The 26,074-nt window shown below is 61.2% G+C and carries 20 protein-coding genes and 1 tRNA gene; 12 read left to right on the top strand and 9 right to left on the bottom strand.

The window, feature by feature from the left end:
* Positions 1 to 65 precede the first annotated feature (65 nt).
* Complete coding sequence (locus AC0JZ8_RS09260) at positions 66 to 2,135, bottom strand: ATP-dependent helicase (protein WP_471892352.1); 2,070 nt, start codon at positions 2,133 to 2,135, stop codon at positions 66 to 68.
* A gap of 221 nt (positions 2,136 to 2,356) precedes the next feature.
* Between AC0JZ8_RS09260 and AC0JZ8_RS09265 the strand changes: the two genes are divergently transcribed.
* The 4 genes from AC0JZ8_RS09265 to AC0JZ8_RS09280 all read left to right on the top strand — a co-directional run bounded on the left by AC0JZ8_RS09265 (position 2,357) and on the right by AC0JZ8_RS09280 (position 6,292).
* Positions 2,357 to 3,307 (top strand): iron ABC transporter substrate-binding protein, encoded by a 951-nt coding sequence (locus AC0JZ8_RS09265; protein WP_162238006.1) that lies wholly within the window; start codon positions 2,357 to 2,359, stop codon positions 3,305 to 3,307.
* A gap of 72 nt (positions 3,308 to 3,379) precedes the next feature.
* Positions 3,380 to 4,960 carry an ABC transporter permease gene (locus AC0JZ8_RS09270; protein WP_471892353.1) on the top strand — a complete coding sequence of 527 codons (1,581 nt, stop codon included), beginning with the start codon at positions 3,380 to 3,382 and terminating at the stop codon, positions 4,958 to 4,960.
* On the top strand, positions 4,957 to 6,018 hold the full coding sequence (locus AC0JZ8_RS09275; protein WP_471892354.1) for an ABC transporter ATP-binding protein: 1,062 nt from the start codon (positions 4,957 to 4,959) through the stop codon (positions 6,016 to 6,018). The genes AC0JZ8_RS09270 and AC0JZ8_RS09275 overlap by 4 nt, the downstream gene beginning before the upstream one ends.
* Positions 6,019 to 6,118: 100 nt before the next feature.
* Positions 6,119 to 6,292 (top strand): DUF1328 domain-containing protein, encoded by a 174-nt coding sequence (locus AC0JZ8_RS09280; RefSeq protein ID WP_082471987.1) that lies wholly within the window; start codon positions 6,119 to 6,121, stop codon positions 6,290 to 6,292.
* Positions 6,293 to 6,606: 314 nt separating this feature from the next.
* Here the strand turns inward: AC0JZ8_RS09280 and AC0JZ8_RS09285 are convergent.
* Together AC0JZ8_RS09285 and cpdR1 are read right to left on the bottom strand one after the other, a co-directional pair.
* Positions 6,607 to 6,681 (bottom strand) — tRNA-Val (locus AC0JZ8_RS09285).
* Positions 6,682 to 6,778: 97 nt separating this feature from the next.
* Positions 6,779 to 7,141: a response regulator CpdR1 gene (gene cpdR1, locus AC0JZ8_RS09290; RefSeq protein ID WP_062460988.1), complete on the bottom strand. Its 363-nt coding sequence runs from the start codon at positions 7,139 to 7,141 to the stop codon at positions 6,779 to 6,781.
* A gap of 180 nt (positions 7,142 to 7,321) precedes the next feature.
* On the opposite strand from cpdR1, the gene AC0JZ8_RS09295 reads away from it, so the two are divergent.
* Both AC0JZ8_RS09295 and hisN read left to right on the top strand, forming a co-directional pair.
* Positions 7,322 to 8,209 carry an N-formylglutamate amidohydrolase gene (locus tag AC0JZ8_RS09295; protein WP_471892355.1) on the top strand — a complete coding sequence of 296 codons (888 nt, stop codon included), beginning with the start codon at positions 7,322 to 7,324 and terminating at the stop codon, positions 8,207 to 8,209.
* Between the two features lie 377 nt (positions 8,210 to 8,586).
* Positions 8,587 to 9,363, top strand: coding sequence for a histidinol-phosphatase (gene hisN, locus AC0JZ8_RS09300; RefSeq protein WP_471892356.1), 777 nt, complete (start codon positions 8,587 to 8,589; stop codon positions 9,361 to 9,363).
* Between the two features lie 6 nt (positions 9,364 to 9,369).
* Here hisN and AC0JZ8_RS09305 read toward each other — a convergent pair whose 3' ends face one another.
* On the bottom strand, positions 9,370 to 10,359 hold the full coding sequence (locus AC0JZ8_RS09305) for an alpha/beta fold hydrolase (protein ID WP_062582322.1): 990 nt from the start codon (positions 10,357 to 10,359) through the stop codon (positions 9,370 to 9,372).
* 291 nt (positions 10,360 to 10,650) lie between these two features.
* Here AC0JZ8_RS09305 and AC0JZ8_RS09310 point away from each other — a divergent pair, with 291 nt between their 5' ends.
* Positions 10,651 to 11,133: an Hsp20 family protein gene (locus AC0JZ8_RS09310; RefSeq protein WP_062460976.1), complete on the top strand. Its 483-nt coding sequence runs from the start codon at positions 10,651 to 10,653 to the stop codon at positions 11,131 to 11,133.
* Between the two features lie 156 nt (positions 11,134 to 11,289).
* On the opposite strand, the gene AC0JZ8_RS09315 is transcribed toward AC0JZ8_RS09310, so the two are convergent.
* On the bottom strand, positions 11,290 to 12,291 hold the full coding sequence (locus AC0JZ8_RS09315) for a bile acid:sodium symporter family protein (protein WP_062582327.1): 1,002 nt from the start codon (positions 12,289 to 12,291) through the stop codon (positions 11,290 to 11,292).
* Positions 12,292 to 12,388: 97 nt separating this feature from the next.
* Between AC0JZ8_RS09315 and AC0JZ8_RS09320 the strand changes: the two genes are divergently transcribed.
* On the top strand, positions 12,389 to 13,246 hold the full coding sequence (locus AC0JZ8_RS09320) for a LysR family transcriptional regulator (RefSeq protein ID WP_062460971.1): 858 nt from the start codon (positions 12,389 to 12,391) through the stop codon (positions 13,244 to 13,246).
* A gap of 3 nt (positions 13,247 to 13,249) precedes the next feature.
* Here the strand turns inward: AC0JZ8_RS09320 and AC0JZ8_RS09325 are convergent, their stop codons facing one another.
* Positions 13,250 to 14,302, bottom strand: coding sequence for a threonine aldolase family protein (locus AC0JZ8_RS09325; RefSeq protein WP_113109752.1), 1,053 nt, complete (start codon positions 14,300 to 14,302; stop codon positions 13,250 to 13,252).
* A 478-nt stretch (positions 14,303 to 14,780) separates the two neighbouring features.
* On the opposite strand from AC0JZ8_RS09325, the gene gltB reads away from it, so the two are divergent.
* Genes gltB through AC0JZ8_RS09340 form a run of 3 tightly spaced genes read left to right on the top strand, consistent with a single transcriptional unit; the run spans position 14,781 to position 21,154 of the window.
* Positions 14,781 to 19,517: a glutamate synthase large subunit gene (gene gltB, locus AC0JZ8_RS09330; protein ID WP_471892357.1), complete on the top strand. Its 4,737-nt coding sequence runs from the start codon at positions 14,781 to 14,783 to the stop codon at positions 19,515 to 19,517.
* Positions 19,514 to 19,684, top strand: a complete 171-nt coding sequence (locus AC0JZ8_RS09335; RefSeq protein ID WP_174196068.1) for a hypothetical protein — start codon at positions 19,514 to 19,516, stop codon at positions 19,682 to 19,684. The genes gltB and AC0JZ8_RS09335 overlap by 4 nt, the downstream gene beginning before the upstream one ends.
* Before the next feature lie 15 nt (positions 19,685 to 19,699).
* Positions 19,700 to 21,154, top strand: coding sequence for a glutamate synthase subunit beta (locus tag AC0JZ8_RS09340; RefSeq protein WP_092659813.1), 1,455 nt, complete (start codon positions 19,700 to 19,702; stop codon positions 21,152 to 21,154).
* 251 nt (positions 21,155 to 21,405) lie between these two features.
* On the opposite strand, the gene AC0JZ8_RS09345 is transcribed toward AC0JZ8_RS09340, so the two are convergent.
* From AC0JZ8_RS09345 to AC0JZ8_RS09355, 3 genes are all read right to left on the bottom strand, one after another.
* Positions 21,406 to 22,326 carry an alpha/beta fold hydrolase gene (locus tag AC0JZ8_RS09345; RefSeq protein ID WP_471892358.1) on the bottom strand — a complete coding sequence of 307 codons (921 nt, stop codon included), beginning with the start codon at positions 22,324 to 22,326 and terminating at the stop codon, positions 21,406 to 21,408.
* Between the two features lie 118 nt (positions 22,327 to 22,444).
* Positions 22,445 to 23,611, bottom strand: a complete 1,167-nt coding sequence (locus AC0JZ8_RS09350) for an SGNH/GDSL hydrolase family protein (protein ID WP_471892359.1) — start codon at positions 23,609 to 23,611, stop codon at positions 22,445 to 22,447.
* A 110-nt stretch (positions 23,612 to 23,721) separates the two neighbouring features.
* Positions 23,722 to 24,942, bottom strand: a complete 1,221-nt coding sequence (locus AC0JZ8_RS09355; RefSeq protein WP_082472037.1) for a lytic murein transglycosylase — start codon at positions 24,940 to 24,942, stop codon at positions 23,722 to 23,724.
* A gap of 198 nt (positions 24,943 to 25,140) precedes the next feature.
* Between AC0JZ8_RS09355 and galU the strand changes: the two genes are divergently transcribed.
* Positions 25,141 to 26,028 (top strand): UTP--glucose-1-phosphate uridylyltransferase GalU, encoded by an 888-nt coding sequence (gene galU, locus AC0JZ8_RS09360; protein ID WP_062460958.1) that lies wholly within the window; start codon positions 25,141 to 25,143, stop codon positions 26,026 to 26,028.
* Positions 26,029 to 26,074 lie beyond the last annotated feature (46 nt).

Genomic DNA, 26,074 nt, shown 5'->3' on the forward strand with positions numbered 1-26,074 from the left:
GCGTACTGCCTATAAGCCCACGCCACATTCTCGGTGTGACAGCGGGTTCTCGTTCGCTCTAAGGGTCAGCGCCACATGCCGCGCATTCTTGCGGTTACGTCGATGCGGATCTGGTGGCGGGCCTGGCGTTCGGCTTCCGTCATCTGCGCCACCACCGGCCAGGCGGTGCTTTCGAAGAACTGCAGGAGCGTTGCCGGGATGAAGCGGGAGCGCGAGGCGTAGACGTGCCTGTCGCCCTGGGAATGCTGGCCGTGGGTAAAGAAACGCTGCGGCGTGATCAGGTGAAGGTGATCCTTCGCCCGCGTCATCGCCACGTAGAGAAGCCGCCGTTCCTCCTCGATTTCGGCCGTCGTGCCAGTGCCGAGATCGGAGGGAATACAGCCGTCGACACAGTTGAGCAGGAAAACCGAGCGCCATTCCTGGCCCTTGGCGGAGTGGATTGTCGAAAGGATCAGGTAATCCTCGTCCAGCAGCGGCACGCCGGCCTGGTCGCTGGTGGCATCCGGCGGATCGAGCGTCAGTTCGGTGAGGAAGCGTTCGCGCGACGCGTAGCCGGAAGCGATCTGCTCCAGTTGCAGAAGGTCGGCCTTGCGGGTGTCGGCATCTTCGTGGATGCGGCTAAGATGCGGTTCGTACCATTGGCGGGCGAGCCCGATTTCGGAAGGCCAGCCTTCGCTTTTCCTGACGGCGCCGAGCATCTCGACAAAGGCCGGCCAGTCTTCTCCGGATCTCGGAGGCGAGGGGATTTCCTGGAGTGCCGCCAGCGGTTCCGGATCAGCTGCGATCGCATCGAGGATCTTTGCCGCTGTCTGCGGGCCGATGCCCGGAATGAGCTGCAGCAGGCGGAACCCCGCAACCCGGTCACGCGGGTTCTGGGCAAAGCGCAGGGCCGCCAGCATGTCCTTGACATGGGCGCTATCGAGGAATTTCAGGCCGCCGAACTTGACGAAGGGAATGTTGCGGCGCGTCAGTTCCACTTCCAGCGGGCCGGAATGGTGCGAAGCGCGAAACAGCACTGCCTGCTGTTTCAGCAGCATCCCGGTTTCGCGGTTCTCGAGGATCTTTTCCACGATATAGCTTGCCTGCTCGGTCTCGTCCTTGACGGTGACCAGACGCGGTCTCTCCTCCGACTGGCGGTCGGTCCACAGGTTTTTCGTGAACCGCTCGCGGGCAAGTTCGATGACGCCGTTGGCCGCTGCCAGGATCGTCGTGGTCGAGCGGTAATTGCGGTCGAGCGTGACGATGTTGGCGGGCGGATCGAAGGTCGCTGGAAAATCGAGGATGTTGCGTATCGTGGCGGCCCGGAACGAATAGATCGACTGGGCATCATCGCCCACCACCGTCAGCCCGCGGCCGCCGGGCTTCATCGCCATCAGGATCGAGGATTGCAGGCGGTTGGTGTCCTGGTACTCGTCTACCATGACGTGATCGAACCGTTCGCCGACATCCTGCGCGATCAGCGGCTCGCTCATCATCTGCGCCCAGTAGAGCAGAAGATCGTCGTAATCGAGCACGTTCTGCGCCTGCTTGGCGTCCACATAGGAGGCGAACAGGTCGCGCAGCTGCGGTTCCCAAGCAAGGCACCACGGGAAAGAGGTCTTCAGCACCTCGTCCAGCGGCGTCTCGGAATTGACGGCGCGGGAATAGATGGCAAGGCAGGTGCCCTTGGTCGGAAACCGGCTCTCCGTCTTGGAGAAGCCAAGCTCGTGGCGAACGAGGTTCATCAGGTCGGCGGAATCCTCCCGGTCGTGGATGGTGAAATCCGGGTCGAGGCCGATCTGTTCGGCATAGATCCGCAACAGCCTTGCGCCGATGCCGTGAAACGTGCCGGCCCAGGCGAGCGCATCGGTCATGACGCCGGACTTTGCACCCATCACTTCACGGCAGATACGCTGGACGCGGCGGCCCATTTCGGAGGCCGCACGGCGGGAAAACGTCATCAGCAGCAGGCGGCGCGGATCGGCACCTGACACGATCAGGTGGGCGACGCGATGGGCAAGCGTGTTGGTCTTGCCCGAGCCTGCGCCTGCAATCACCAGAAGCGGTCCGGCAGCGCCGCCATCCGGCACGTCCGAACCATGTTCGACCGCGCGGCGCTGGGCCTCGTTCAATTTTTCCAGATAAGCAACCGACATTCAGCTTCCGCGGCTTGTTCTTGATGTGTTCGTTTCAGCTCTACCTGATTCGCCGGCATTTGCCGCAATCGGTCTCCATCCCCGTTCGATTCTTAAACTTGACTACGCAGGTCGGCTTTGGCTATCGATGCGATGACGCTTATGAATTGGAGGCAAACTTGAAAATTCTGTCTGCTCTTTCGGCCGGAGCTTCGCTCGCCGTTTCGCTACTCGCTCTGTCCATGCCGGCCAACGCGCAGGTCGCTGACAGCCTGACGATCTACAATGCCCAGCACGAGGGCCTGACCAAGGAATGGGTCGAGGCCTTCAAGGAAGAGACCGGCATCGTCATTACGGTGCGCAACGGATCCGACCTCGAAATGGCAAACCAGATTGTGCAGGAAGGCGCCAACTCGCCGGCCGACCTGTTTCTGACGGAAAATTCGCCGGCCATGGCGCTTGTCGATGGCAAGGGGCTGTTTGAGCCTGTCGACAAGGCAACGCTTGATCTCGTTCCCGAGCAGTTCCGCCCGGCCAACGGTCACTGGACCGGAATTGCCGCGCGCTCCACCGTGTTTGCCTATGACAAGACCAAGCTCACCGAGGACAAGCTGCCGAAATCGATGCTCGATCTCGCCAAGCCCGAATGGAAGGGCCGTTGGGCCGCATCTCCGTCGGGTGCCGATTTCCAGGCGATCGTCGGCGCGTTTCTGCAGCTGAAGGGTGAGCCGGAAACCGCTGCCTGGCTGAAGGGCATGAAAGAGAACTTCACTGCCGTGCGTGGCAATTCCACCGCCATGAAGGCCGTCAATGCGGGCCAGTTCGAAGGCGCGCTGATCTATCACTACTACTATTTCGGCGATCAGGCGAAGACCGGCGAAAACAGCAAGAACGTTGCGCTGCATTACTTCAAGAACCAGGATCCGGGCGCCTTCGTGTCGATCTCCGGCGGTGGCATTCTGGCCTCTTCCAAGCACAAGGAGCAGGCGCAGGCATTTCTGAAATGGCTTGCCGGCAAGGGCGGCCAGAAGATTCTGCGTGACGGCACCTCGTTCGAATACGCCGTCGGCAAGGACGAGGCTTCCAACAAGGCGCTCGTTCCGATTGCCGACCTTCAGGCGCCGAAGGTCGAGCCTTCGAGCCTCAACAATGCCAAGGTCACCGACATGATGACAGCCGCCGGCATTCTCTAAACACCATCGAATCCTGTTGCGCACGGACATCGCAGGGCGTACCTGCGATGTCTCTTCTTTCTTGAGCACGCGATGACGTTTACCACCGAGAGCATGGTTGCCAGCCGGCCGCGCCGGAAGCCTGCGGGGAAACCCCTTGCCGGATCGTCTTGGACGCTGGCAATCGCCGTTGCGATTGCCGCCCTGACGCTGACGCCGCTCGGGTTCGTGTTCTGGGCAACGGTTGCGACCGGCTGGGAAACGGCATCGCAGCTGATCTTCCGTTCCCGTGTCGGCGACCTCCTGTTCAATACCGTTGCGCTGATCGTCTTCACGGTGCCGGTCGCGACGGTTCTTGCAACGGCGCTTGCATGGCTGACGGAGCGCACCGACCTGCCGGGCGCAAAGCTATGGGCCTGGCTTGCCATCGTGCCGCTCGCCATTCCCGCCTTCGTGCAGTCCTATGCCTGGATCGGTATGTGGCCGCGGCTGAACGGGCTTGGAGCGGGCGTCGCGATCTCGGTCGTGACCTACTTTCCCTTCGTCTACCTTCCCGTGTCGGCGGCCCTTCGGCTGATCGATCCGGCGCTCGAGGATCAGGCAGCCTCTCTCGGTCTTTCGCCTGCTGCGGTCTTGCGGCGCGTCGTGTTGCCGCAACTCAGACTGTCACTGTGTGGCGGGGCGCTGCTGATCAGCCTGCATCTCCTGTCGGAATACGGGCTCTATGCGATGATCCGGTTCGACACGTTCACGACGGCAATTCTTGACCAGTTCCAGTCCACCTACAACGGCGTTGCAGCGCATATGCTGGCGCTGGTGCTGGTGGCCTGCTGCTTCGTGCTGATCGGCGTCGATGCCGCTGTGCGGGGCCGCCGTCGCTATGCCCGGCTGGGCTCGGGCGTTGCCCGCCATCCGGTGCGCGCCTCGCTTGGCGTCTGGCGATATCCCTGCCTGCTGCTGCCGGTCGTGACCACTGCGTTTTCGCTGGGCGTGCCGGTGCTGACGCTGGGGCGCTGGCTGATCGCCGGAGGCGCTGATATCTGGCAATTCAGCGAGATCGGGTTGGCCCTTTCCCAGACGCTGACGATCTGCGTGATCGGCGGTGTGGCAACGGCTGCTGCTGCCGTGCCGATCGCCTGGCTTTCGGTGCGCCGCCCGACGCGTTCCAGCCGGTTTCTCGAAGGCTGCTATTATCTCGCAAGCTCGATGCCGGGCGTGGTTGTCGCGCTCGCTCTGGTAACGATCTCGATCCGGGTGATGCTGCCGCTTTACCAGACGGTGGCGACGATCGTCATCGCCTACGTCATCATGTTTCTGCCGCGGGCGCTGGTCAGCCTGCGCGCCAGTATCGCGCAGGTGCCGGCAGAGCTGGAACAGGCGGCCGAAAGTCTCGGACGGTCGCCGGCGCGGGCGCTGTGGTCCACCACAGTGCGGCTGGCGGCACCGGGCGCTGCAGCGGCGATGGCGCTGTCCTCGCTCGGCATCATGAACGAGCTGACCGCGACGCAGATGCTGGCGCCCAACGGCACGCGCACGCTTGCCATGGCATTCTGGGCCCTGACCAGCGAGATCGATTATGCGGGGGCTGCACCCTATGCGCTGCTGATGATCCTGTTTTCGCTGCCGCTCACCCTTCTCCTTCACCACCAGTCAAAAAAGATCGCCGGGCGATGACGCTGCTTACCCTTTCCTCCGTTGCCAAGAGCTACGGTTCCGTCGCAGCCGTTGCCGGTGTCGACCTTGCAGCCCAAAGCGGAAGCCGCACGGCCATCGTCGGCCCTTCCGGCTGCGGCAAGACCACGCTTTTGCGGCTGATTGCCGGGTTCGAGGTTCCTGACGCCGGCTCGATCACGCTTGGCGGCGAGATCATGTCCAATGCGGACGCGCATGTTGCTGCCTACCGACGTAATATCGGCATCGTGGCGCAGGACGGCTGCCTGTTTCCGCATCTCTCGGTGCTCGACAATATCGGTTTCGGCATGGACGCGGATCGCGACGCCAAACAGACAAGGGCTGCGGAACTGATGGAGATGGTCGGACTTGACGGGGCGATGCTTGCCCGCAAGCCGGATCAGCTCTCCGGCGGCCAGCAGCAGCGCGTGGCGCTGGCAAGGGCGCTTGCCCGCAGGCCACGGCTGATGCTGCTGGACGAACCCTTCTCGGCGCTCGACATGGGCCTGCGGACCGCGACCCGCAAGGCTGTGGCCGACGTGCTGTCGGCCGCTGGCGTCACCACCATTCTCGTCACCCACGACCAGGCAGAAGCGCTGGCCTTCGCCGATCAGTTGGTCGTGATGCGGGCCGGCAAATTTGCCCAGGTCGGCACGCCGCGCGATGTCTATCTGAAACCCGTCGACCGGGCGACGGCCACCTTCCTCGGAGAAGCGGTCGTGCTGCCGGCCGTGGTCGGCGACGGGATAGCCGACAGCCCGATCGGCCGACTAGAGGTAGCGGACGTCACCTATCGCGGCCGGGCGCAGATCATGATCCGGCCTGAGCAGTTTACCGTCAGCCGGATCGAATACGCGCCGGACAACGGGGTCTCGGCTGTGGTCAGCGACGTGGTTTTCTGTGGGCCATCGCTTGATGCGAGGATAACACTCGCCGGAGACGGTATCGCCGAGGGCGAGATTTCCTTCCGCCTGGATATCCCCGGCCGCGAGCTGATTGCGTCAGGCGACCGGGTGTCGATCGGCATCTCGGGACGAGTGCATCTGCTTGCCGACGCGTAGTTCACATTTTTGCCGGAATATTTCTTCGCGGCCATCACGGCGCTGGAACCTGGAACCTTTTGTCACGTTGTTCCCGCATCAAATATGAAGGAATAATACCATGCTGAAATGGGCTCTCATCTTTCTCGTCATCTCCGTGATTTCAGGCTTCCTCGGCTTCTCCGGCGTCTCCTCTGCCACCGCGGGCATCGCGAAAATCCTGTTCTTTATCGCTATCGTGATCTTCCTGATCTTCCTGGTTCTGGCACTGACGGCAGGCGCCGTGGTCTTCTAAGAAAGACCCCAAGGATCAAAACAGCAAAGCCGCCCTGGAGCTTCCACGGGCGGCTTTTGTTTGCGGTAAATTCGGGAAGTGAAGCGCTATTGAAGCGGCCGGAGCCCCACACGACCCCGGCCGCCTGAGTGCCACTGGCCGAGAGGCCAGCCACAAACTCAGACCCACAAGCTCCCGCATCCGCAAGCCTCGCGCTATTGGTATTGTTACGGATGGAAGAATGGTGACGGGACGTTATGCGGTCGGTTAACGGCTTGAAACGAAAAAGGCTTCCGGTTTCCCGGAAGCCTTTCGTGCCTTGCGGCTAATCAGGATGGTGGGCGTAACAGGGATTGAACCTGTGACCCCTACGATGTCAACGTAGTGCTCTCCCGCTGAGCTATACGCCCATCCGATGGGCGGCTTAAGACCACAGAAACCGATGTGCCGTCAATAGGCTTTTTCCGGTTTTGTGAAGTCTTTTTGACAGCCGCCGGAAAACCGGGCTTACGCGGCCAGAAGCTTGTTCACTTCGTCCACAAGATCGCGCAGGTGGAAGGGCTTGGAGAGAACCTTTGCATCCTTCGGGGCCTTCGAATCAGAATTCAGAGCGACGGCGGCAAACCCTGTGATGAACATGACCTTGAGATCGGGGTCGAGTTCGGTCGCGCGGCGGGCGAGCTCGATGCCGTCCATCTCGGGCATGACGATGTCGGTCAGGAGCAGCGAGAAAGGCTCTTCGCGGAGCCGGTCGTAGGCGCTGGCGCCGTTGTCGAAGGAAATGACCTTGTAGCCCGCCTTTTCCAACGCTTTCACCAGGAACCGGCGCATGTCGTTGTCATCTTCGGCGAGAAGGATTTTTGGAAGCATCTCGGGGACCGCTATCTGTCTATGAGTCGTGGCTGTATGGCCGTCTACACTCTCAATTGACGGTAAACATCCGTTTAATAAGAGCCGAAGCAGCCTTGGTGGGATTACATAGTATGGACTTCCCGCCGGGCAACTGGCAACATACCTCATCCGACTTGTTCATGACATGGTAAAAACGGAATGGATTTCAACGCCGGCGATCCTGAGCATTTCGAGGTAAGGGAACCCGCCAGGCAAACCATTCCCTTCGTGTACAACTCTCCCCATAGCGGCCGGTGCTACCCGGAAAGCTTTCTTGCCGACAGCAATCTCGACTCGATGGCGATTCGCCGTTCGGCAGATCATTATGTCGACGATCTCTTTGCCGATGCGCCGGAACTTGGCGCGCCTCTGCTTGCCGCGCATTTTCCGCGGGCTTATCTCGACGTCAATCGCGAGCCGTTCGAACTCGATCCGCGTATGTTCGATGGTCCGTTGCCGCCTTACGCCAATATCGGATCGATGCGCGTTGCCGGTGGCCTCGGCACCATTCCGCGCATCGTCGCCGAGAACATGGATATCTACCGGCGCAAGCTTTCGGTGGCGGAGGGCCTGTCCCGGATCGAGGCAATCTACAAGCCATACCATGCCTGCCTGCGCCGGCTGATCGCGGCCACGCATGCCCGGTTCGGCATCTGCATGTTGATTGATTGTCATTCGATGCCTGGCAATATCCGGCTTTCGGGTTCGAACGTGAAGCCCGACTTCATCATCGGCGATCGTTACGGCACAAGCGCGTCTGCCGAAATTTCGCGCGCAGCGCTCAGCTTCCTGAGCGAGATGGGTTTTGCCGCCGTGCGCAACAAACCCTATGCTGGCGGCTTCATCACCGAACACTACGGCCGGCCCGTGCGCGGCCTGCACGCGCTGCAGATCGAGATCAACCGCGGGCTTTACGTGGATGAGGGGACGCTTTCGAAGCGGCCGGAATTTGATGCGATCGCCGCCGCACTCTCGCTCTTCATGCGCCAGATGGCGGACTTCGTCGCTGATTTCTCGGCCGGCGATACCGCGCTCGCCGCGGAATAGTATCCCCGCATCAGGCTGACTTCGATCGCCGAGGTAGCCGACTTCCCTGACAGAACGCATTCGATGCCGCTGGACGCAGAAATCTGCGTGCTCATCGCGATACCCTTCCACCCCTGTATTTTGGACAAAAAAAACCGCGCTTACAGCGCGGCTAAGTCTAGGGAGGAAACACCCAAGGAGGGTATTTACAGTCAAAGACTGTATGAAGACGCTACGTCCGTTATGCACATCTGTCAATCAATTATTTTGTGTGATGAAAATTGCATCATTATTTGGCGATGTGACCGCGTTTTGGTCACTCGAAGAACGGTTCAGGCCTTTCTAAGCGTCAAGACCTGCTTTAGAACGGGGGCAGCTTTTCTGGGACGGAGTTGTTGATGCTGCCTGATCGCACCTTTTTCGATACGCTCGCCGATGCCGCCCGCGAGCAGACGCTGCCGCGCTTCCGCACCGGTGTCTCCGTCGTCAACAAGCTGGCCGGCGGGTTCGATCCGGTGACCGAGGGCGACAGGGCGGCGGAAACCGCGATCCGGACCCTGATCGAGGCGCGGTTTCCCGAACACGGCATCCTGGGCGAAGAGCATGGCAATGTCGGGCTCGACCGCGAGCATGTCTGGGTCATCGATCCGATCGACGGGACGCGGGCCTTTATCTCAGGCGTGCCGCTGTGGGGCACGCTGATCGGCTTGCAGTCGAATGGTCGGGCCACGATGGGCATGATGGACCAGCCGTTTACCGGCGAACGCTATTTTGCCGATGGCAAGGTCGCAACCTATCGCGGCCCGGGTGGTGAGGCCGTCCTTGCCGTGCGTGACTGCGGACAGCTGTCCGATGCGGTTCTCTTCACCACGTCACCGCATATTTTCGAGGGCGAGGATCTGGCACTTTACCGCTCGATCGAAGAAAAGGTGCGGCTGTTCCGCTATGGCTGCGATTGCTACGCCTATTGCCTTCTGGCGGGCGGGCATATCGATCTCGTGGTCGAGAATAATCTGCAGCCCTATGATGTCGGTGCGCTGATCCCGATCATCGAGCAGGCGGGCGGCATCATCACCGATTGGGATGGTGGCCGGCCGGAGAACGGCGGCAATATCATCGCCGCCGGTTCGCGTAGCGTGCACGCCGAAGCGCTTGCGCTGCTGGCGCGCCGATAAGACGGGTCAGGCCGCGGTTTCGCTGAGGTCTATGCCGCCATCGAGCCCAGGCATGAAGGCCTCGAGCGCCGCCATCACCTGGGCCCGGTAGATATTCTTTTCCTGCAGCAGCTCATGGCGGCCGCCGGTGATGGTGATGAGCTGTGCCGCCCGGAAATTGCGCGAGAGTTCCTCCTGGGCCGAATAGGGCACGACGCCATCGAGGACAGGCGCGATGATCAGCGTCGGAATGGTGATCCGTGTCAGATGCGCCTGCGACGAGACGCGCCGGCCTGCGCGAAGGGTCTCGTGAACCCAGCCGGCCGTCGGTGCGCCGACTGTCAGTTCCGGATAGGCAGCGTAGAGGCCGAGATTTCGCTCGAAGCGGGTGCGATCGCCGGTCAGGCCGTTTCGTTCGAAGGGTATGAAGCGCTTGTCTCCGCCAAGCTGGATCTTGCCGAACCCGGTCCAGCGCATGACCGTCGAAAGCGGCCAGACGATGCGTTCCGGCAGGGCCTGGCCCTGAAAGCCGATATAGGGCGACAGCAGCGCCATGCGGCTGATCCGGTTGGCGAGTTTCGGCGCCGACGACAGGGCGATCAGCGCGCCGGTGGAATGGGCGATCAGAAAAAACGGCAGGCGTGCATCCGGAAGCACGATCTGCTCGAGAAAGATGTCGAGGTCTTTCTGGTAGTCGGAGAAATGTCTGACATGGCCTTTTTTCGGATGCCGCGTCTCGCGGTCGGAACCGCCCTGGCCGCGCAGATCGTAGGTCGCGACCCACAGGCCCATCGCGTTGAGCTCGCGGATAGTCTCGAAATATTTCTCGATGAACTCATTGCGCCCCTGCAGCAGCACGATCGTGCCGCGGGCTGGTGAGACCGGTGAGCGGAAAAGCGCGTAACGCAGCTTCGTGCCGCGGTGACCGGTGAAATGGCCAGCGGTGTAATCGGCCGGCGCCGGGTTTTCCGGCGTCGATCGCAACAGGGTCTGTGAGGCGTGGGGCGTGTCAGTCATGCCGACAGGCTCAAGCGATCCGGGCCGCCACGTCAAGTGAAATCATCTGAAATGGTGGATGCGGATAGAGGCGAGGCCGGAGCGGAGAACTCTGACCTGTCGGCCTATAACCAAGAAGCCGAGCCCGTCACGGGATGAATTTCCCCAATGAAAAAACCTCTTGAATGACGGAAAATCAATTCCCATCTTTCCTCTGCAGGCGCCGAAAGGGCCTGCAGAACGGGGTCTTCATCGCCAGAACGGGGTGAGACGCCAAACCTAAACCGCAACGTCGCTTCAATGGAGGACTTTATGCGTCACGTCGATTTTTCCCCCCTTTACCGCTCCACCGTCGGTTTCGACCGTCTCTTCAATCTGCTCGACAATCGCAACCTTGGCGATCAGGCGCAGAGCTATCCGCCCTACAATATCGAGCGGACCGGCGACAACACCTATCGCATCACGATGGCTGTCGCGGGATTTGACGAGAAGGAACTCTCGATCGAATTCCAGGCCCATTCGCTGACCGTGAAGGGCGAGAAGAGCGATGACGAAGCCGGTGCCGAGACCGAATATCTCTACCGCGGCATCGCCAAGCGCGCCTTCGAGCGCCGCTTCCAGCTCGCCGATCACGTGGAAGTCGAAACCGCTTCGCTGAAGAATGGTCTCTTGCACATCGATCTGGTGCGCAACATTCCGGAAGCGCTCAAGCCACGCCGTATCTCGATTGCGGCCGATGCGTCCGACAGCGTCAAGACGATCGAAGCACAGATCGCTCCGCAGCAGGTCAACTGACCCGCCACGGAGAGTAATGACAGCCCAATGACCTCCAGTCACGGGTAGCATACAGACGCCTCTTCCCTTGCCGGGGAAGGGGCGTTTTTTGCGTGGGATTGATCAGGGCCAAAGCTTCGGCCCTGATTGGCACACCTTAAGGTCTGCACGCCGGTTTCAGGCTGCGGCGACCTTGGCGAGGGCTTCTTCCTTGGCCCTGGCGCGATCGGCGTATTTCTGGGCGATCGCGGCGCAGGCCATCAGCTGGATCTGATGGAACAGCATGATCGGCAGGACGATGGCGCCGATCGAGGCCGACTGGCCGGAGAAGATGGCGTTGGCCATCGGTACGCCGCTTGCCAGCGATTTTTTCGAGCCGCAGAAGGTGATGGTGATCTCGTCTTCCTTCTTGAAGCCGAGCAGTCTGCTGCCGAACATGGTGATGCAGATGACGACGGTCAGAAGCAGCATGTCGATGACGACGACTGCGGCGATGTCGCTCACCGAAAATCGGCTCCAGATCCCTTCGATGACCGCTTCCGAGAAGGCGAGGTAGACGACCATCAGGATCGAGCCGCGGTCGACGGGCGAGAGGATCTTTTTCTTGGAGCGGATCCAGTTGCCGATCCACGGCTGCAGGATCTGGCCGGCGATGAACGGTGCCAGAAGCTGAAGACCGATCTTCTGGATGGCATCGGTCGAAACGCCGGCGTCGCCGGTCGTCGACAGAAGCAGGCCGACCAGAAGCGGGGTCAGGAACATGCCGAGAATGTTGGAACCGGATGCCGCAACGATTGCCGCCGGCACGTTGCCGCCCGCCATCGAGGTAAAGGCGATCGACGACTGCACGGTGGACGGCAGCACACAGAGGAAGAGGATGCCCATGTAAAGCGGTGCCGGCAGGATGTCTTCCGGAACGAAACCGATCATGAGCCCAAGGATCGGGAAGATCGCAAACGTCGTCAGAAGGATCGTCAGATGCAGGCGCCAGTGCAGGACGCCTGCGACCACCACATCCCGCGACAGGCGAGCGCCATGCAGAAAGAAGAGGAGGCCGATGGCGATGTCTGTCGCCACCCCGAACCATTCCGCCCATACGCCCTGGATCGGCAGGAAGGAGGCGAGGATGACGGTGCAGACGAGCATGACGGTGAAGCGATCCGGCAGGTAGCGGCGCATGGAAAATCCTTCGACGATTTCATTGTTTGTCGAGGCTGTCTTCGCTTATCATGAATTTGAATGCAAACACTAACAGCTATCGCGAAGTCGGATAACCATGCTCAACCTGCATCACCTGAACAGTTTTCTCGTGCTGGAGCAGACGGGAAGTTTTACCGATACGGCGGCACGGCTGGGGCTCGGGCAGTCGACCGTTACCCAGCATATCCAGCGGTTGGAAAAGTCGCTCGGGCGTCAGCTCGTTTCGCGGGATACGCACCACGTGCGGCTGACGACGGAAGGGGAGGCGCTGCTGGGCTATGCGCGCGGAATGCTGGATCTCAACAGCAAGGTGTCCTCGTTGTTCGGCGAAAGCCGGCTGCGTGGCAGGTTGCGGCTCGGCGTTTCCGAGGATGTGGTTGCGAGCCGGCTGACCGGCATTCTCGAAGATTTTATTCGTCTGCATCCACTGGTCGATCTGGAGCTGACCGTGGCGCTGTCGGCCGTGCTCAATCAGATGCAGGACGCGGGCGATCTCGATCTGGTTCTCGCCAAACGGCATGTTGGGGAAACCCATGGGCGTCTGCTCTACCGCGAGCCGCTTGTGTGGCTGGCGCGTGATCCGGAGCGCATGATCGACCGGACCGATGCTCTGCCGCTGATCGCCTTCCCGTCGCCCTCGATCACGCGGCGGGTGGCGCAGGAGGCGCTGGATGGAGCCGGTATGTCCTGGCGGATCGTCTGCACCTGCGGCAGTCTCAGCGGTCTGACGGCTGCGGCGCGGGCGGGAATGGGCGTGCTCGTGCAGCCGCGCAGCATGGCGCCCGAAGGCCTCAAGGAGATCACCGGGGACCGTTTGCCAACGCTGCAGGATGTCGAGTTCGTGCTGATTTCCAGGCGCGGCGCAGATGCAGCGCTGGTCGAGGCCCTGTCCAGCCTGATTACGGCGCAGATTGCGCCGCAAAAGCAGGGCTGACGATTAGGTGGAAGCGCAGATCGACAGGAACTGGTCGACGTCTTCTTCCGTGGTCGCAAACGATGTGACCATGCGGATGAGCACTTCGTCTGCCTTGACCTTTTCCGGAATGTCGCGGGGTGCCGGCCAGTTGTAGAAGCGTGCGCCCTGTTCTTCGGCGGCCTTGGCTGAGGCTTTCGGCAGGACCGCGAACACTTCGTTCGATGTCGTCGGCCAGGCAAGCCGGGCGCTGTTGAGCGCGCCGAAGCCAGTGCGCAGGCGATCGGCCATGGTGTTGGCATGGCCGGCGAGACCCATCCACAGGTCGTCCTTCAGATAGGCGTCGAACTGGGCTGCGATAAAGCGCGATTTCGAAAACAGCTGTGCGCTGCGCTTGCGCAGGAATGCAAAATCCTTGGCGAGATCAGGATTGAAGAACACGATCGCCTCGGCGCACCAGCAGCCGTTCTTGGTGCCGCCGAAGGACAGCACGTCGACGCCGCGCTTCCAGGTCATCTCGGCGGGCGAGCAATCAAGCGCGACCAGAGCATTGGCGAAGCGGGCCCCGTCCATGTGCAGCGGCAGACCGTTGTCCTTGGCGATCTTTGCGATCGCGTCGATTTCATCGAGCGTATAGATCGTGCCGACTTCTGTTGCCTGCGTCATGGTGATGGCGGCGGCGCGGCCGTGGTGAATGGCGTCCTGCGGGTAGCGTGAGATGCGCTCCACGAGGTTTTCCGGCAGCATTTTGCCGGCCGGGCCCTCGACCGCGACCATGCGCATGCCCGAGAAGAAGTCGGGTGCTCCGCACTCGTCCTCGATCACATGCGCTTCGGAATGACAAAAGGTGAGGCCGCCGGGGCGGGCGACGCTGGCAAGCGCTAGCGAATTGGCTGCCGTGCCGGTCGCGACAAAGAAGACGGCCACGTCGCGTTCAAACATCTCGTTGAAGCGAGCCTCGATCGAGCGGTCGAGCTCGCTGTTGCCGTAGGCCGCGGCAAAGCGGGTGGATTCCTTCGACAAGCGTTCATTGATTGCGGGATGGGCGCCAGCCCAGTTGTCCGAGGCGAAGAACATGACGGTACCTTGCAAGCGATGTGGGATAAGATGCGGGGCTTTGAGCGAGGCGGACCATAAGCCTTTTGGACCGTTGATCAATCCGGAAACATGCCGAATGAGCGGTGTCTGCTCGTGCCGCGTAATCAAAGCCGAGTTTTATCATTTGCGGCGCAAGATTATTTCGATCTGGCATCGCAACCAGTAATCAACTGTCGTTTAGCCTTAACTTTTTCGTGGGCCGGGGATTGAAGACAGGCGGCACTTATGTCATAAAATTCGAGAATTAGGACAGAATTGTTGTCCTAATTTTTTGAAATGAAGGCGGTTTTTCGTTTCCGAGCGGTGACCGTCGACGTGTTCAAGGGTATGCTTCGTGCTCTCAAGGGCTTCCTGCTTCCGCAGTCTGCCACCTGAAAGGACGAGGCATTTCTTCGGGTGAAATGAAGAATACGCCGTTTGCAAGCTCGATCGTGAGTGGCCAACAGGAGGAATAGCAATGACGAAGAATGTTCCTGAAGTGCACTGTCTGCCCGCTACCGCAACCGCGGCGGAAGCTGGCTCGGGCGTCGAACAGCGTCTGCCATTCATTGCCTCCGGCATTCCGGCAGCGCAGGGGCTTTACAACCCGCGCAACGAGCACGATGCCTGCGGCGTCGGCTTCATCGCCCATATGAAGGGCCAGAAGTCGCACCAGATCATCAAGGATGGCCTGTTCATTCTGGAAAACCTCACCCATCGCGGCGCCGTCGGCGCTGATCCGCTGATGGGCGATGGTGCCGGCATTCTGCTGCAGATCCCCGACAAGTTCTTCCGCGAGGAAATGGCAAAGCAGGGCATCACCCTGCCCAAGGCTGGCGAGTATGCCGTCGGTCACTTCTTCCTGCCGCGTGACCCGGATCAGATCGAGCACTTCAAGAAGGTCATCGTCGATGTGACGGCCGAAGAGGGCCAGCAGTTCATCGGCTTCCGCGAAGTGCCCGTCGACAACTCCTCGCTGTCCAAGGCGCCGGATATTGCCGGTACCGAGCCCTATCACCTCCAGGTGTTCATTGGCGCCGGCCGCGATGCTGCGACCAATCAGGATTTCGAGCGCAAGCTCTTCCTCATTCGCAAGGTCATCTCCAACCGAATCTACGATCAGTTCGGCGGTCAGGAAACCGGCTTCTATCCGGTATCGCTGTCATCGACGACGATCGTCTACAAGGGCATGTTCCTCGCCTATCAGGTCGGCGCCTATTACAAGGATCTGGCCGACCCGCGGTTTGAAAGTGCTGTCGCCCTCGTGCACCAGCGGTTCTCCACCAACACGTTCCCGTCTTGGAAGCTGGCGCATCCATACCGCATGGTTGCCCATAACGGCGAAATCAACACGCTGCGCTCCAACGTCAACTGGATGGCGGCGCGTCAGGCATCGGTGTCCTCGCCACTGTTCGGCGACGACATTTCCAAGCTCTGGCCGATCTCCTACGAGGGCCAGTCCGATACCGCCTGCTTCGACAACGCACTCGAATTCCTGCTGCGCGGCGGCTATTCGCTGGCGCATGCGATGATGATGCTGATCCCCGAAGCCTGGGCCGGCAACCAGTCGATGTCGAAGGAGCGCAAAGCGTTCTACGAGTACCATGCGGCTCTGATGGAGCCATGGGACGGTCCGGCTGCCGTATGCTTTACCGATGGCCGCCAGATCGGCGCGACGCTCGACCGCAACGGTCTGCGCCCGGCCCGTTACCTCGTCACCGACGACGATCGCATCATTTTGGCATCCGAAGCCGGCACGCTGCCGGTGCCGGAAGAAAGCATCATCAAGAAGTGGCGTCTGCAGCCTGGCAAGATGCTGCTGATCGACATGGAAAAGGGTCAGATCATCTCCGACGAGGAGTTGAAGACGACGCTTGCGACCCGCCATCCTTACGAAAAGTGGCTGGACCGCACGCAGCTGATCCTCGAGGACCTGAAGCCGGTCGAACCGCGGGCGCTGCGCCGCGACGTGTCGCTGCTCGATCGCCAGCAGGCGTTCGGCTACACGTCCGAAGATACCAAGATCCTGATGTCGCCGATGGCGACGACCGGTCAGGAAGCCGTGGGATCGATGGGCACCGACACGCCGATCTCGGCGATGTCGCAAAAGTCGAAGCTGCTTTACACCTATTTCAAGCAGAATTTCGCGCAGGTGACGAACCCGCCGATCGATCCGATCCGCGAAGAGCTCGTCATGAGCCTCGTCTCCTTCATCGGGCCGAGGCCGAACATTCTCGACCATGAAGGTGCCGCCAACGCCAAGCGTCTGGAAGTGCGCCAGCCGATCCTCACCAACGGCGATCTGGAAAAAATCCGCTCGATCGGTCACACGGAAGACCGTTTCGACACCAAGACGCTCGATTTCACCTACGATATCGAGCGCGGCGCCGAAGGCATGCCGGAAATGCTCGATCGCCTCTGCGAGCGTGCGGAAGCGGCGGTCAAGGGCGGCTATAACATCATCGTCCTCTCCGACCGCCAGATCGGACCGGACCGGATTGCCATCCCGGCGCTTCTCGCGACAGCTGCCGTGCACCACCATCTGATCCGCAAGGGTCTTCGCACCTCGGTCGGTCTCGTCGTCGAATCGGGCGAGCCGCGCGAGATCCACCATTTCTGCCTTCTCGCCGGTTACGGTGCCGAAGCCATCAACCCTTATCTCGCCTTCGACACGCTGACTGACATGCATATGCGCGGCGAGTTTCCGAAGGAAGTGGACAGTTCCGAGATCGTCTCGCGCTACATCAAGGCGGTCGGCAAGGGCATCCTCAAGGTCATGTCCAAGATGGGCATCTCGACCTACCAGTCCTATTGCGGCGGCCAGATCTTCGATGCCGTCGGTCTGAACACCGAGCTGGTCAACCAGTATTTCTTCGGCACCGCGACGTCGATCGAAGGTATCGGCCTCGATCATATCGCCGAGGAAACCGTTACCCGCCACCGTGCAGCCTTCGGCAAGGATCCGGTTCTCGCCTCGTCGCTCGATATCGGCGGCGAATATGCCTACCGCATGCGTGGCGAAAGCCATGCCTGGACGCCGGATGTGGTCGCCACCCTGCAGCATGCCGTGCGCGGCAACAGCCAGGATCGCTACCGCGAGTTCGCCGAAATGGTGAACGAGAGCGCGGTGCGGATGAACACCATTCGCGGCCTGTTCAAGATCAAGTCGGCGGAACGGTCCGGCCGCAAGCCGGTGTCGCTCGACGAGGTGGAGCCCGCAGTCGATATCGTCAAGCGGTTCTCGACCGGCGCCATGTCGTTCGGCTCGATTTCCCGTGAGGCGCATACGACGCTTGCGATTGCCATGAACCGCATCGGCGGCAAGTCGAACACCGGTGAAGGCGGCGAGGAAAGCGATCGTTATCTGCCGCTCGCCGACGGTTCGATGAACCCGGAGCGTTCGGCGATCAAGCAGATCGCATCCGGCCGCTTCGGTGTGACGACCGAGTATCTGGTCAATGCGGATATGCTGCAGATCAAGGTGGCGCAGGGTGCAAAGCCCGGCGAGGGCGGTCAGTTGCCCGGCCACAAGGTGGATGCGACCGTTGCCAAGACCCGTCACTCGACGCCGGGGGTCGGCCTCATCTCGCCGCCGCCGCATCACGATATCTATTCGATCGAAGATCTGGCGCAGCTGATCTATGACCTGAAGAACGTCAACCCGACCTCCGACATCTCCGTCAAGCTGGTCTCGGAAGTGGGCGTTGGCACGGTTGCGGCTGGCGTTGCGAAGGCACGCGCCGACCATATCACGGTCGCAGGCTTCGACGGCGGCACGGGTGCTTCGCCGCTGACCTCGCTGAAGCATGCCGGTTCCCCTTGGGAAATCGGCCTTGCCGAGACCCAGCAGACGCTGGTGCTGAACGGTCTGCGGTCGCGTATCGCGCTGCAGGTCGATGGTGGCCTGAAGACCGGCCGCGACGTCATCATCGGCGCGCTGCTCGGAGCCGACGAGTTCGGCTTTGCGACGGCGCCGGTCATTGCCGCCGGCTGCATCATGATGCGCAAGTGCCATCTCAACACCTGCCCCGTCGGTGTCGCGACGCAGGATCCGGTTCTGCGCAAGCGCTTCAAGGGCACGCCGGAACACGTGATCAACTACTTCTTCTTCGTGGCTGAGGAAGTGCGCGAGATCCTCGCATCGCTTGGCTTTACCAAGTTCGACGAGATCATCGGCCTTTCCGAGCTGCTCGAGAAGGACGACATGCTGGCGCATTGGAAGTCGCAGGGCCTCGACTTCACCAAGCTGTTCCACAAGGTTGAGGCTCCGAAGTCTGCGACCTACTGGACCGAGCGGCAGAAGCATCCGATCGACGATATTCTCGACCGCAAGCTGATCGAGAAGTCGCAGGCAGCCCTTGAAAGCAAGGAGCCTGTCGTCTTCGAAGTGCCGATCAAGAACGTCGACCGGTCCGTCGGCGCCATGCTGTCGGGTGCGCTGGTCAAGCGCTGGGGCCAGAAGGGTCTTAAGGACGATACGATCCATGTGACGCTGCGCGGCACGGCCGGTCAGTCGTTCGCGGCCTTCCTCGCACGCGGCATCACGTTCGATCTGATCGGTGACGGCAACGACTATGTCGGCAAGGGTCTGTCGGGTGGGCGCATCATCGTGCGGCCTCCGGAAAACTCCAGCATCGTCGCTGAGAACTCGATCATCGTCGGAAACACCGTGCTTTACGGCGCAACGACCGGCGAGTGCTACTTCCGCGGCGTTGCCGGCGAGCGTTTCTCGGTGCGCAACTCGGGCGCCATCGCGGTGGTCGAGGGCGTGGGCGACCACGGCTGCGAATACATGACCGGCGGCATCGTCGTCGTGCTCGGCGAAACCGGCCGCAACTTCGCAGCCGGCATGTCGGGCGGCGTGGCTTACGTGCTGGATGAGACGGGCGATTTCGCCAAGCGCTGCAACATGGCGATGGTGGAACTGGAGCCGGTTCCGGAAGAAGACGACATGCTGGAAAAGCTGCACCACCACGGCGGCGACATCATGCACAAGGGACGCGTGGACGTTTCCGAAGACATGACGCGTCACGACGAGGAGCGGCTCTACCAGCTGATCTCCAACCACATGCACTATACCGGCTCGACCCGCGCCAAGGACATTCTCGACCGCTGGAGCGAGTTCCGTCCAAAGTTCCGCAAGGTCATGCCGGTCGAATATCGCCGTGCACTGGTGGAGATGGAACGGATGCGGATGGGCGTGGCTGCGGAGTGAACCGCATTGGACGCATCGTTCATGCCGGAACGGCCGTGGCAATCGCCGCGGCTGTTCCAACGGTCGCCGCACTGGTCAACGGTGCGCTAGTTTTGGAATTTGTGGTGCTGGGGGCGGTGATCGGTTTCGCCTACTGGTACTGGGGGCCGCAATGGCCGCCTCTGTGAACTGAGGGAAAGACTATGGGCAAAGTTACGGGATTCATGGAAATCGACCGGCAGGTTGGCAAGTACCAGCCGGCGTCCGATCGTATCCGCCATTTCCGCGAATTCACCATTCCGATGTCGGATGCGGAAGTGACGAAACAGGCGGCCCGCTGCATGGACTGTGGCATCCCCTATTGCCATGGCCCGACCGGTTGCCCTGTTCATAACCAGATCCCCGACTGGAACGACCTCGTCTACAACAACAAGTGGGAGGAGGCGATCCGCAACCTTCATTCCACCAACAACTTCCCGGAATTCACCGGTCGCGTTTGTCCCGCGCCGTGCGAGGAAGCTTGCACGCTCAACCTCGAAGATGCGCCGGTCGCGATCAAGACCGTCGAGCAGGCGATTGCCGACAAGGCCTATGAGCTGGGCTATATCGTGCCGCAGCCGGCGACCGTGAAGACTGGCCGCAAGGTTGCCGTCATCGGCTCCGGTCCTGCTGGCATGGCGGCGGCCCAGCAGCTTTCGCGCGCCGGGCACGACGTGCATCTGTTCGAGCGCGAGTCCAAGGCCGGCGGTCTGCTGCGCTACGGCATTCCTGATTTCAAGATGGAGAAGAACTTCATCGACCGCCGCGTCGAGCAGATGACCGGCGAAGGCGTCACCTTCCACTACGGCGTCAATATCGGCGTCGACAAGAAGGTCGAAGAACTGACTGCGGAATTCGATGCCGTGCTCTATTGCGGCGGATCGGAAACCCCGCGTCCGGCCGGCATTCCCGGCACGGAACTGCACGGCGTCTATGATGCGATGCCGTATCTGGTGCAGCAGAACCGCCGCATCGGTCGCGAGAATATCGACAGCGTCGCCTGGGCGGCCGAGCCGATCCTCGCCGGTGGCAAGCATATCGTCGTCGTCGGCGGTGGCGATACCGCGTCTGACTGCGTCGGCACCGCGTTCCGCCAGGGCGCCGTCAAGGTGACCCAGCTCGACATCCGCCCGCAGCCGCCGGAAAAGGAAGACAAGCTCGCGGTGTGGCCGTTCTGGGCCACCAAGATGCGCACCTCGTCCAGCCAGGCCGAAGGAGCGATCCGCGAATTCCAGGTGGCAACACTCGAATTCGTCGGCGAAGACGGCCAGCTGACCGGCGTTCGCTGCTGCGAGGTAGACGATCGCCGCCAGCCGATCGCGGGCACCGACTTCATCATCAAGGCCGATCTCGCCTTCATCGCCATCGGCTTCTCCGGCCCGGCAACGGACAGTGTGCTGTCCGAACTCGACGGCAAGCTGGCGCTCAATGTCGACCGCCGCGGCTCGACCAACGTCATCGCCAACGAACGCGACTACAAGACCTCGGTCGATAAGCTGTGGACCGCCGGCGACGTTCGCCGCGGCCAGTCGTTGGTGGTGTGGGCGATCCGCGAAGGCCGTCAGGCAGCACGAGCCATCGACGAAGCGCTGATGGGATCGAGCGTCCTGCCGCGCTAACTGATATGTCAAAATGAACGGCCTCTCTCCGTTTCGCGGGGAGGGGCCGTTTTTGTTTCGGGAGAATCAGGTCATGCTTGCCCATGACCATCCCGCAATCGATCTTGGCCTGCTCGATACGCTGTGCATCGCCCGGATCAGTAATTTCACGATCCGATTCCTGCGCGCAGACGGTCATCAGTAGGATCGAAGCGAATTGCTGCTTGGGCGACGCTTGCTTTCCACAATAAGCGCCTGGTTTTGTGATCGCATCACTCGCTGCTGGAGAGAAACGCGTCGATCATCTTGACGGTGGCATCCGGCTGTTCTTCCAGCAGCCAGTGGCCGGCATCGGCGATTACGCCCTCGCTGACCTGCGTGGCTGCGGTGCGCATCACCGCCGCCATGCCCGGCCCGAAGGACTTTTCACCGCCAACGGCCAGAATGGGCATTTCCAGTTTTGCGCCCGTGGCTGCCCAGGCGCGGTTGTCGATCGCATCCTGGTCGAAGGCCGCGAACTGGGCGAAGCCGGAATGCATGGCGCCTGGCAAGGCATAGAGGGCGGCATAGTGTTTGCGGGATGCTTCGTCGAACCGCTTTGGGTCGGCGGAAAATTCGTTCCAGAACCGGTCCAGATAGATCCGCTCGCGCCCGGCGACGAGACGCTCCATGTCCGGCCCCCCGAAGCGGAAATGCCAGAGAAGCGGGTTTTTCAGGATCTCGTCCCATGGGCCGATGCCGGGAACGGGCGCATCGAGCAGCGCGAAGCGAGTCACGCGGGCGGGTTGCTGCGTCGCGAGGGCAAAGCCCACCATGTTGCCGATATCGTGCGTGACCAGCGAGAAACGATCAATGTGCAGTCCGTTCAGAATGGTGGCCAGGTCGCGGGCCTGGCTTGCCTTGTCGAAGCCGCCTTCGGGGTGTGATGACAGACCCATGCCGCGAAGATCGGGAACGATGACCAGATGATCCATCTCGAGCTTTGCAGCCAGCGGCGCCCACATGTCGCCGGTTTCGCCGTAGCCATGTAGCAGAACGACGGCAGGTCCCCTGCCGCCAATCCGGAGATGGATGTCTACGTTGCCGACATGGACAGTTTGGGTCCTGAAGGTGGATGGAAACGGCGGAACGTCTGCAAGGACCGGCGTCGCAAGCAGAATCGTTGATACGATAACGCGAAAAAGCAGGTTCATGCGGGCACTCCGATAAAAGAGATCAGCTAGGCCATGCACGTCTGAACTGGGAATTTATGACTATGTAGCACGTTTTTTCGCGAAGCTACAGGCGAGAGCTCGCGCTCGTGTCAAAGACCTACTGGGTCGTGAGCCGGTAGTCGTCGATCCGACCGGCCGGGGCGGGCTCGAGTTCGCCGCGTTTGACCAGTTTGTCGCGCGGCGTTTCCGTTAGACGGGCCGGTGGCGCATTGCCGCCCAGAAGCTCCTGGCCGCCGTCCAGCTCCGGGTCAACCAGGCTGATCGGCCGTACGGGCACTTCGGGGTTGGCAGGAGATTCGAGCGTCTGGAGCGGCGGGAGGGTGCTGCTGTCGAATTTGGCGAGATCGGGGCTTGCCATGTCGCCCAGATGCCGGCGCAGGACCTTGTCGACATAGAAGGCGAGCTTTTCCTTGCCGGGCTTGGTGAGCGTGATGCCGTCGGAATTGCGCAGGCGTACCTGCTGTCCGTTGACGTCCGAGCCAGTCAGGACGAACCTGCCGTCCTCGTCGACGAAGCCGTCCCAGATGTCGACGAATTCGCCGCCGACCTTCTCCACCTGTCCCCGATAAAGCGTGTTGAGCGTGACCGCGTCCGCCATCATCGATGGCGACTGGAACGCCGGCAGGCCGACCCAAAGCAGCGTCAGCTTGCGCTGCGCGATCATGCCGGCAAGCTCCGCGACACGGGTTTCATATTGTTTGAACCAGGCATCCGTGCGGAATTTCTCGCGTCCGCTGGCGGTGTCCATTTGCTGGCGGTCGTTGGCACCCAGCATGACGACCACGATCGCGGGTTTGGCCTCGTCGAGAATAGCCGGCAGTTGGCCAAGCCAGTCGTAATGGTCGTCGCGCACCAGGCCGGAGGATCCGTCGCTGCGGCTGATGATCGAAACCCCCGGGGAGGTCGCAAACGTCGCTTCCAGCTCACCCCCGATATTGCCGGCGAGAAAATCGCCGATAACGAGGATCTTTTTGGCGGTTTCCAGTTTGGCGACGGGTTCGGCCTGGGGCTGAGAGGGTATCGGCGCCGTCCTCGTGCGGGGAACCGCAGCCTGCGGAGTGGCACGGCTTCTCTGCCGGCGTGGCGCCATCTCAATGATCGATCCATCCTGCCGGTCATATCGCCGGGTCGGACGTTCGTAGCGTTCATATCGCTCTGTGCGCGGCGCACCGAACAGCATGTCGAACAGGTTGCGCCGATCGCCGCCGTCCTGGGCAAACGAAACGGTTGATGGCAGCGACAGCACGAGGCTGGTCGCTACCATGAATACCGTCCGGACCAGGCGTCGGTTTGGCCTGTTGTGGCGCAAGAGCTTCATCGTTTTCATGCCTTTTGGCCGCACCGTTCACGATTGCGGCGCATCGCATGCTAGCCTCAACGGATCGCCTTGAGAAGAGAATGCGACGGCTCGCCATCCGGCTGCATGCCGAGACGCTTCTGGATGGCGGAGATCGCGGCCTTCGAGCCGGAGCCGAAATTGCCGTCCACTTCGCCTTCGTAATAGCCGAGTTCCTTCATGCGGCTCTGCAGCTCGAACTTTTCCTTGATGTCGAGCGTGCCGTTGGGGCGCGGCCAGGACTGCTGTACACCGCCGAAACCGGCGATCTCGTCGGCGAGAAGACCGACCGCGAGCGCGTAGCTGTCGGCTGCGTTGTAGCGCTTGATGGTGAAGAAGTTGGAGAGCATCAGGTAGGCTGGACCGTTCGCGCCGGCCATCAGCTTCAATGTCGCGCGGTCTGCTCCGCGCGGAAAACCCTTGCCGTTCGGACGCTGGAAGCCCAGCGCTGCCCACTGTGCCAGGGTCTTGCTCTGGCCTTCGTATTTTGCGGCGCCGGCGGGAAGCACGGATTCGTAGCCCCAGGTCTTGCCGGCAGTCCAGCCGTTCTTGGCCAGGAGGTTGGCGGAGGTCGCCAGCGCATCGGGAACCGAATGCCAGATGTCGCGCTTGCCGTTGCCATCAGCGTCGACCGCATAGAGCAGGTAGCTCGTCGGGATGAACTGGGTATGGCCCATCGCGCCTGCCCAGGAACCGGTCAGCTGCTTGGGGGATACGTCGCCTGCCTGAAGAATCTTCAAGGCGGCGATCAGCTGGTTGCGCGCGAACTTGCCGCGCTTCGGATCGCCCCAGCCGAGCGTCGCTAGTGCCTGTGGCACGTGGTGCAGACGTTCGGGGTTTTCCAGAGCTGCGCCATAGTTGGATTCCATCGACCAGATGGCGAGGAGAATGTTTCTGTCGACACCGAAATGCCGCTCCACGGCGTTCAGCGTCGCGCCATGGCGGGCAGCCATTTCGCGGCCGATCTTGACCGTGTAGGGATTGACGCGGCTGTCGAGATAATCCCAGATTTTCGACTTGAATTCCGGCTGGTACTCGGCCTTGCGCAGGACTTCCTGGTCGGGACCGCTGATGCCTGCAAAGGCGCGATCATAGGTCGAGCGACTGATGCCGCTTTTGGCAGCAGTCGAATAGAAATTTGCAACCCACGTCTTGAAACCGGCATCGGCGCGGGCATCTATCGCGCAGGTCGATATGGCAAGGCCGGCGACAAGCGAGAAGATCGTTGCGCGGAAGCGATTGGGGCTGATTTTTTTCATCGGCAGTCGGTCCATTTTTATTCTGGCCATCATGGCGAGATCGGGATGCGGCTCAGCGATGTGATAACAGGATAGGGTCAACAAATTCTTTACCATGAAACGCGCGGCCGGGGCAGATCTTTGCTAAAAGGTAGCAAATGTTTATTACAGCCGACAAAAGACCCGAAACCGCACAGCGAAATGCATCAGGAGGCATGAGTGTCACAAGAACGGAAAATTCGTAAAGCAGTCTTCCCTGTTGCGGGCCTCGGCACCCGCTTCCTGCCGGCCACAAAGGCTGTGCCAAAAGAAATGCTGACGGTCGTCGACAAGCCGGTCATCCAGTATGTCGTCGATGAAGCGGCGGAAGCCGGCATCGAACATTTCGTATTCGTGACCGGCCGTGGCAAAGGTGTGATCGAAGACTATTTCGATATTCAGTTCGAACTCGAGCAGATGCTGCGCGAGCGCAACAAGAATGCCGAACTGACGCTGCTCTCGCATATCCTGCCGAAGGCCGGTACGGCGAGCTTCACCCGCCAGCAGGTTCCGCTCGGTCTCGGTCACGCCGTCTGGTGTGCGCGCGACATCGTCGGCAACGAACCCTTCGCGGTCCTGTTGCCGGACATGATCATGTCGTCGGAAAAGAGCTGCCTCAAGGGCATGGTCGAACTTTACGACCAGACCGGCGGCAACGTTCTCGCGGTCGAGGAATGCGATCCGGACCAGGCCCACAAATACGGTATCGTCGGCAAGGGTGAGACCGTCGGCGACGGTTTCAAGATCACCGAGATGGTCGAAAAGCCTGCCAAGGGTACGGCCCCTTCGAACTTCTTCATCAACGGCCGCTACATCCTGCAGCCGGAGATCTTCAAGATCCTGGAAACCCAGGAACGTGGCGCCGGCAACGAGATCCAGTTGACCGACGGCATGCTGGCGCTGGCCAAGAGCCAGGAATTTGCCGGCTACCACTTCAAGGGCGAGACCTACGACTGCGGCGCCAAGGACGGCTTCATCATGGCCAATATCGCCTTTGCCCTGCAGCGCCCGGATATCCGCCCGGCGATCGAAGAGCCGCTGAAGGCGCTCGTCTCGAAGCTGATGTAAGCCTATCCGTTACTGCAAAAGAAAACGCCCCCGCGAGACGATCGCG

The organism is Velazquezella soli (genome assembly GCF_977018685.1).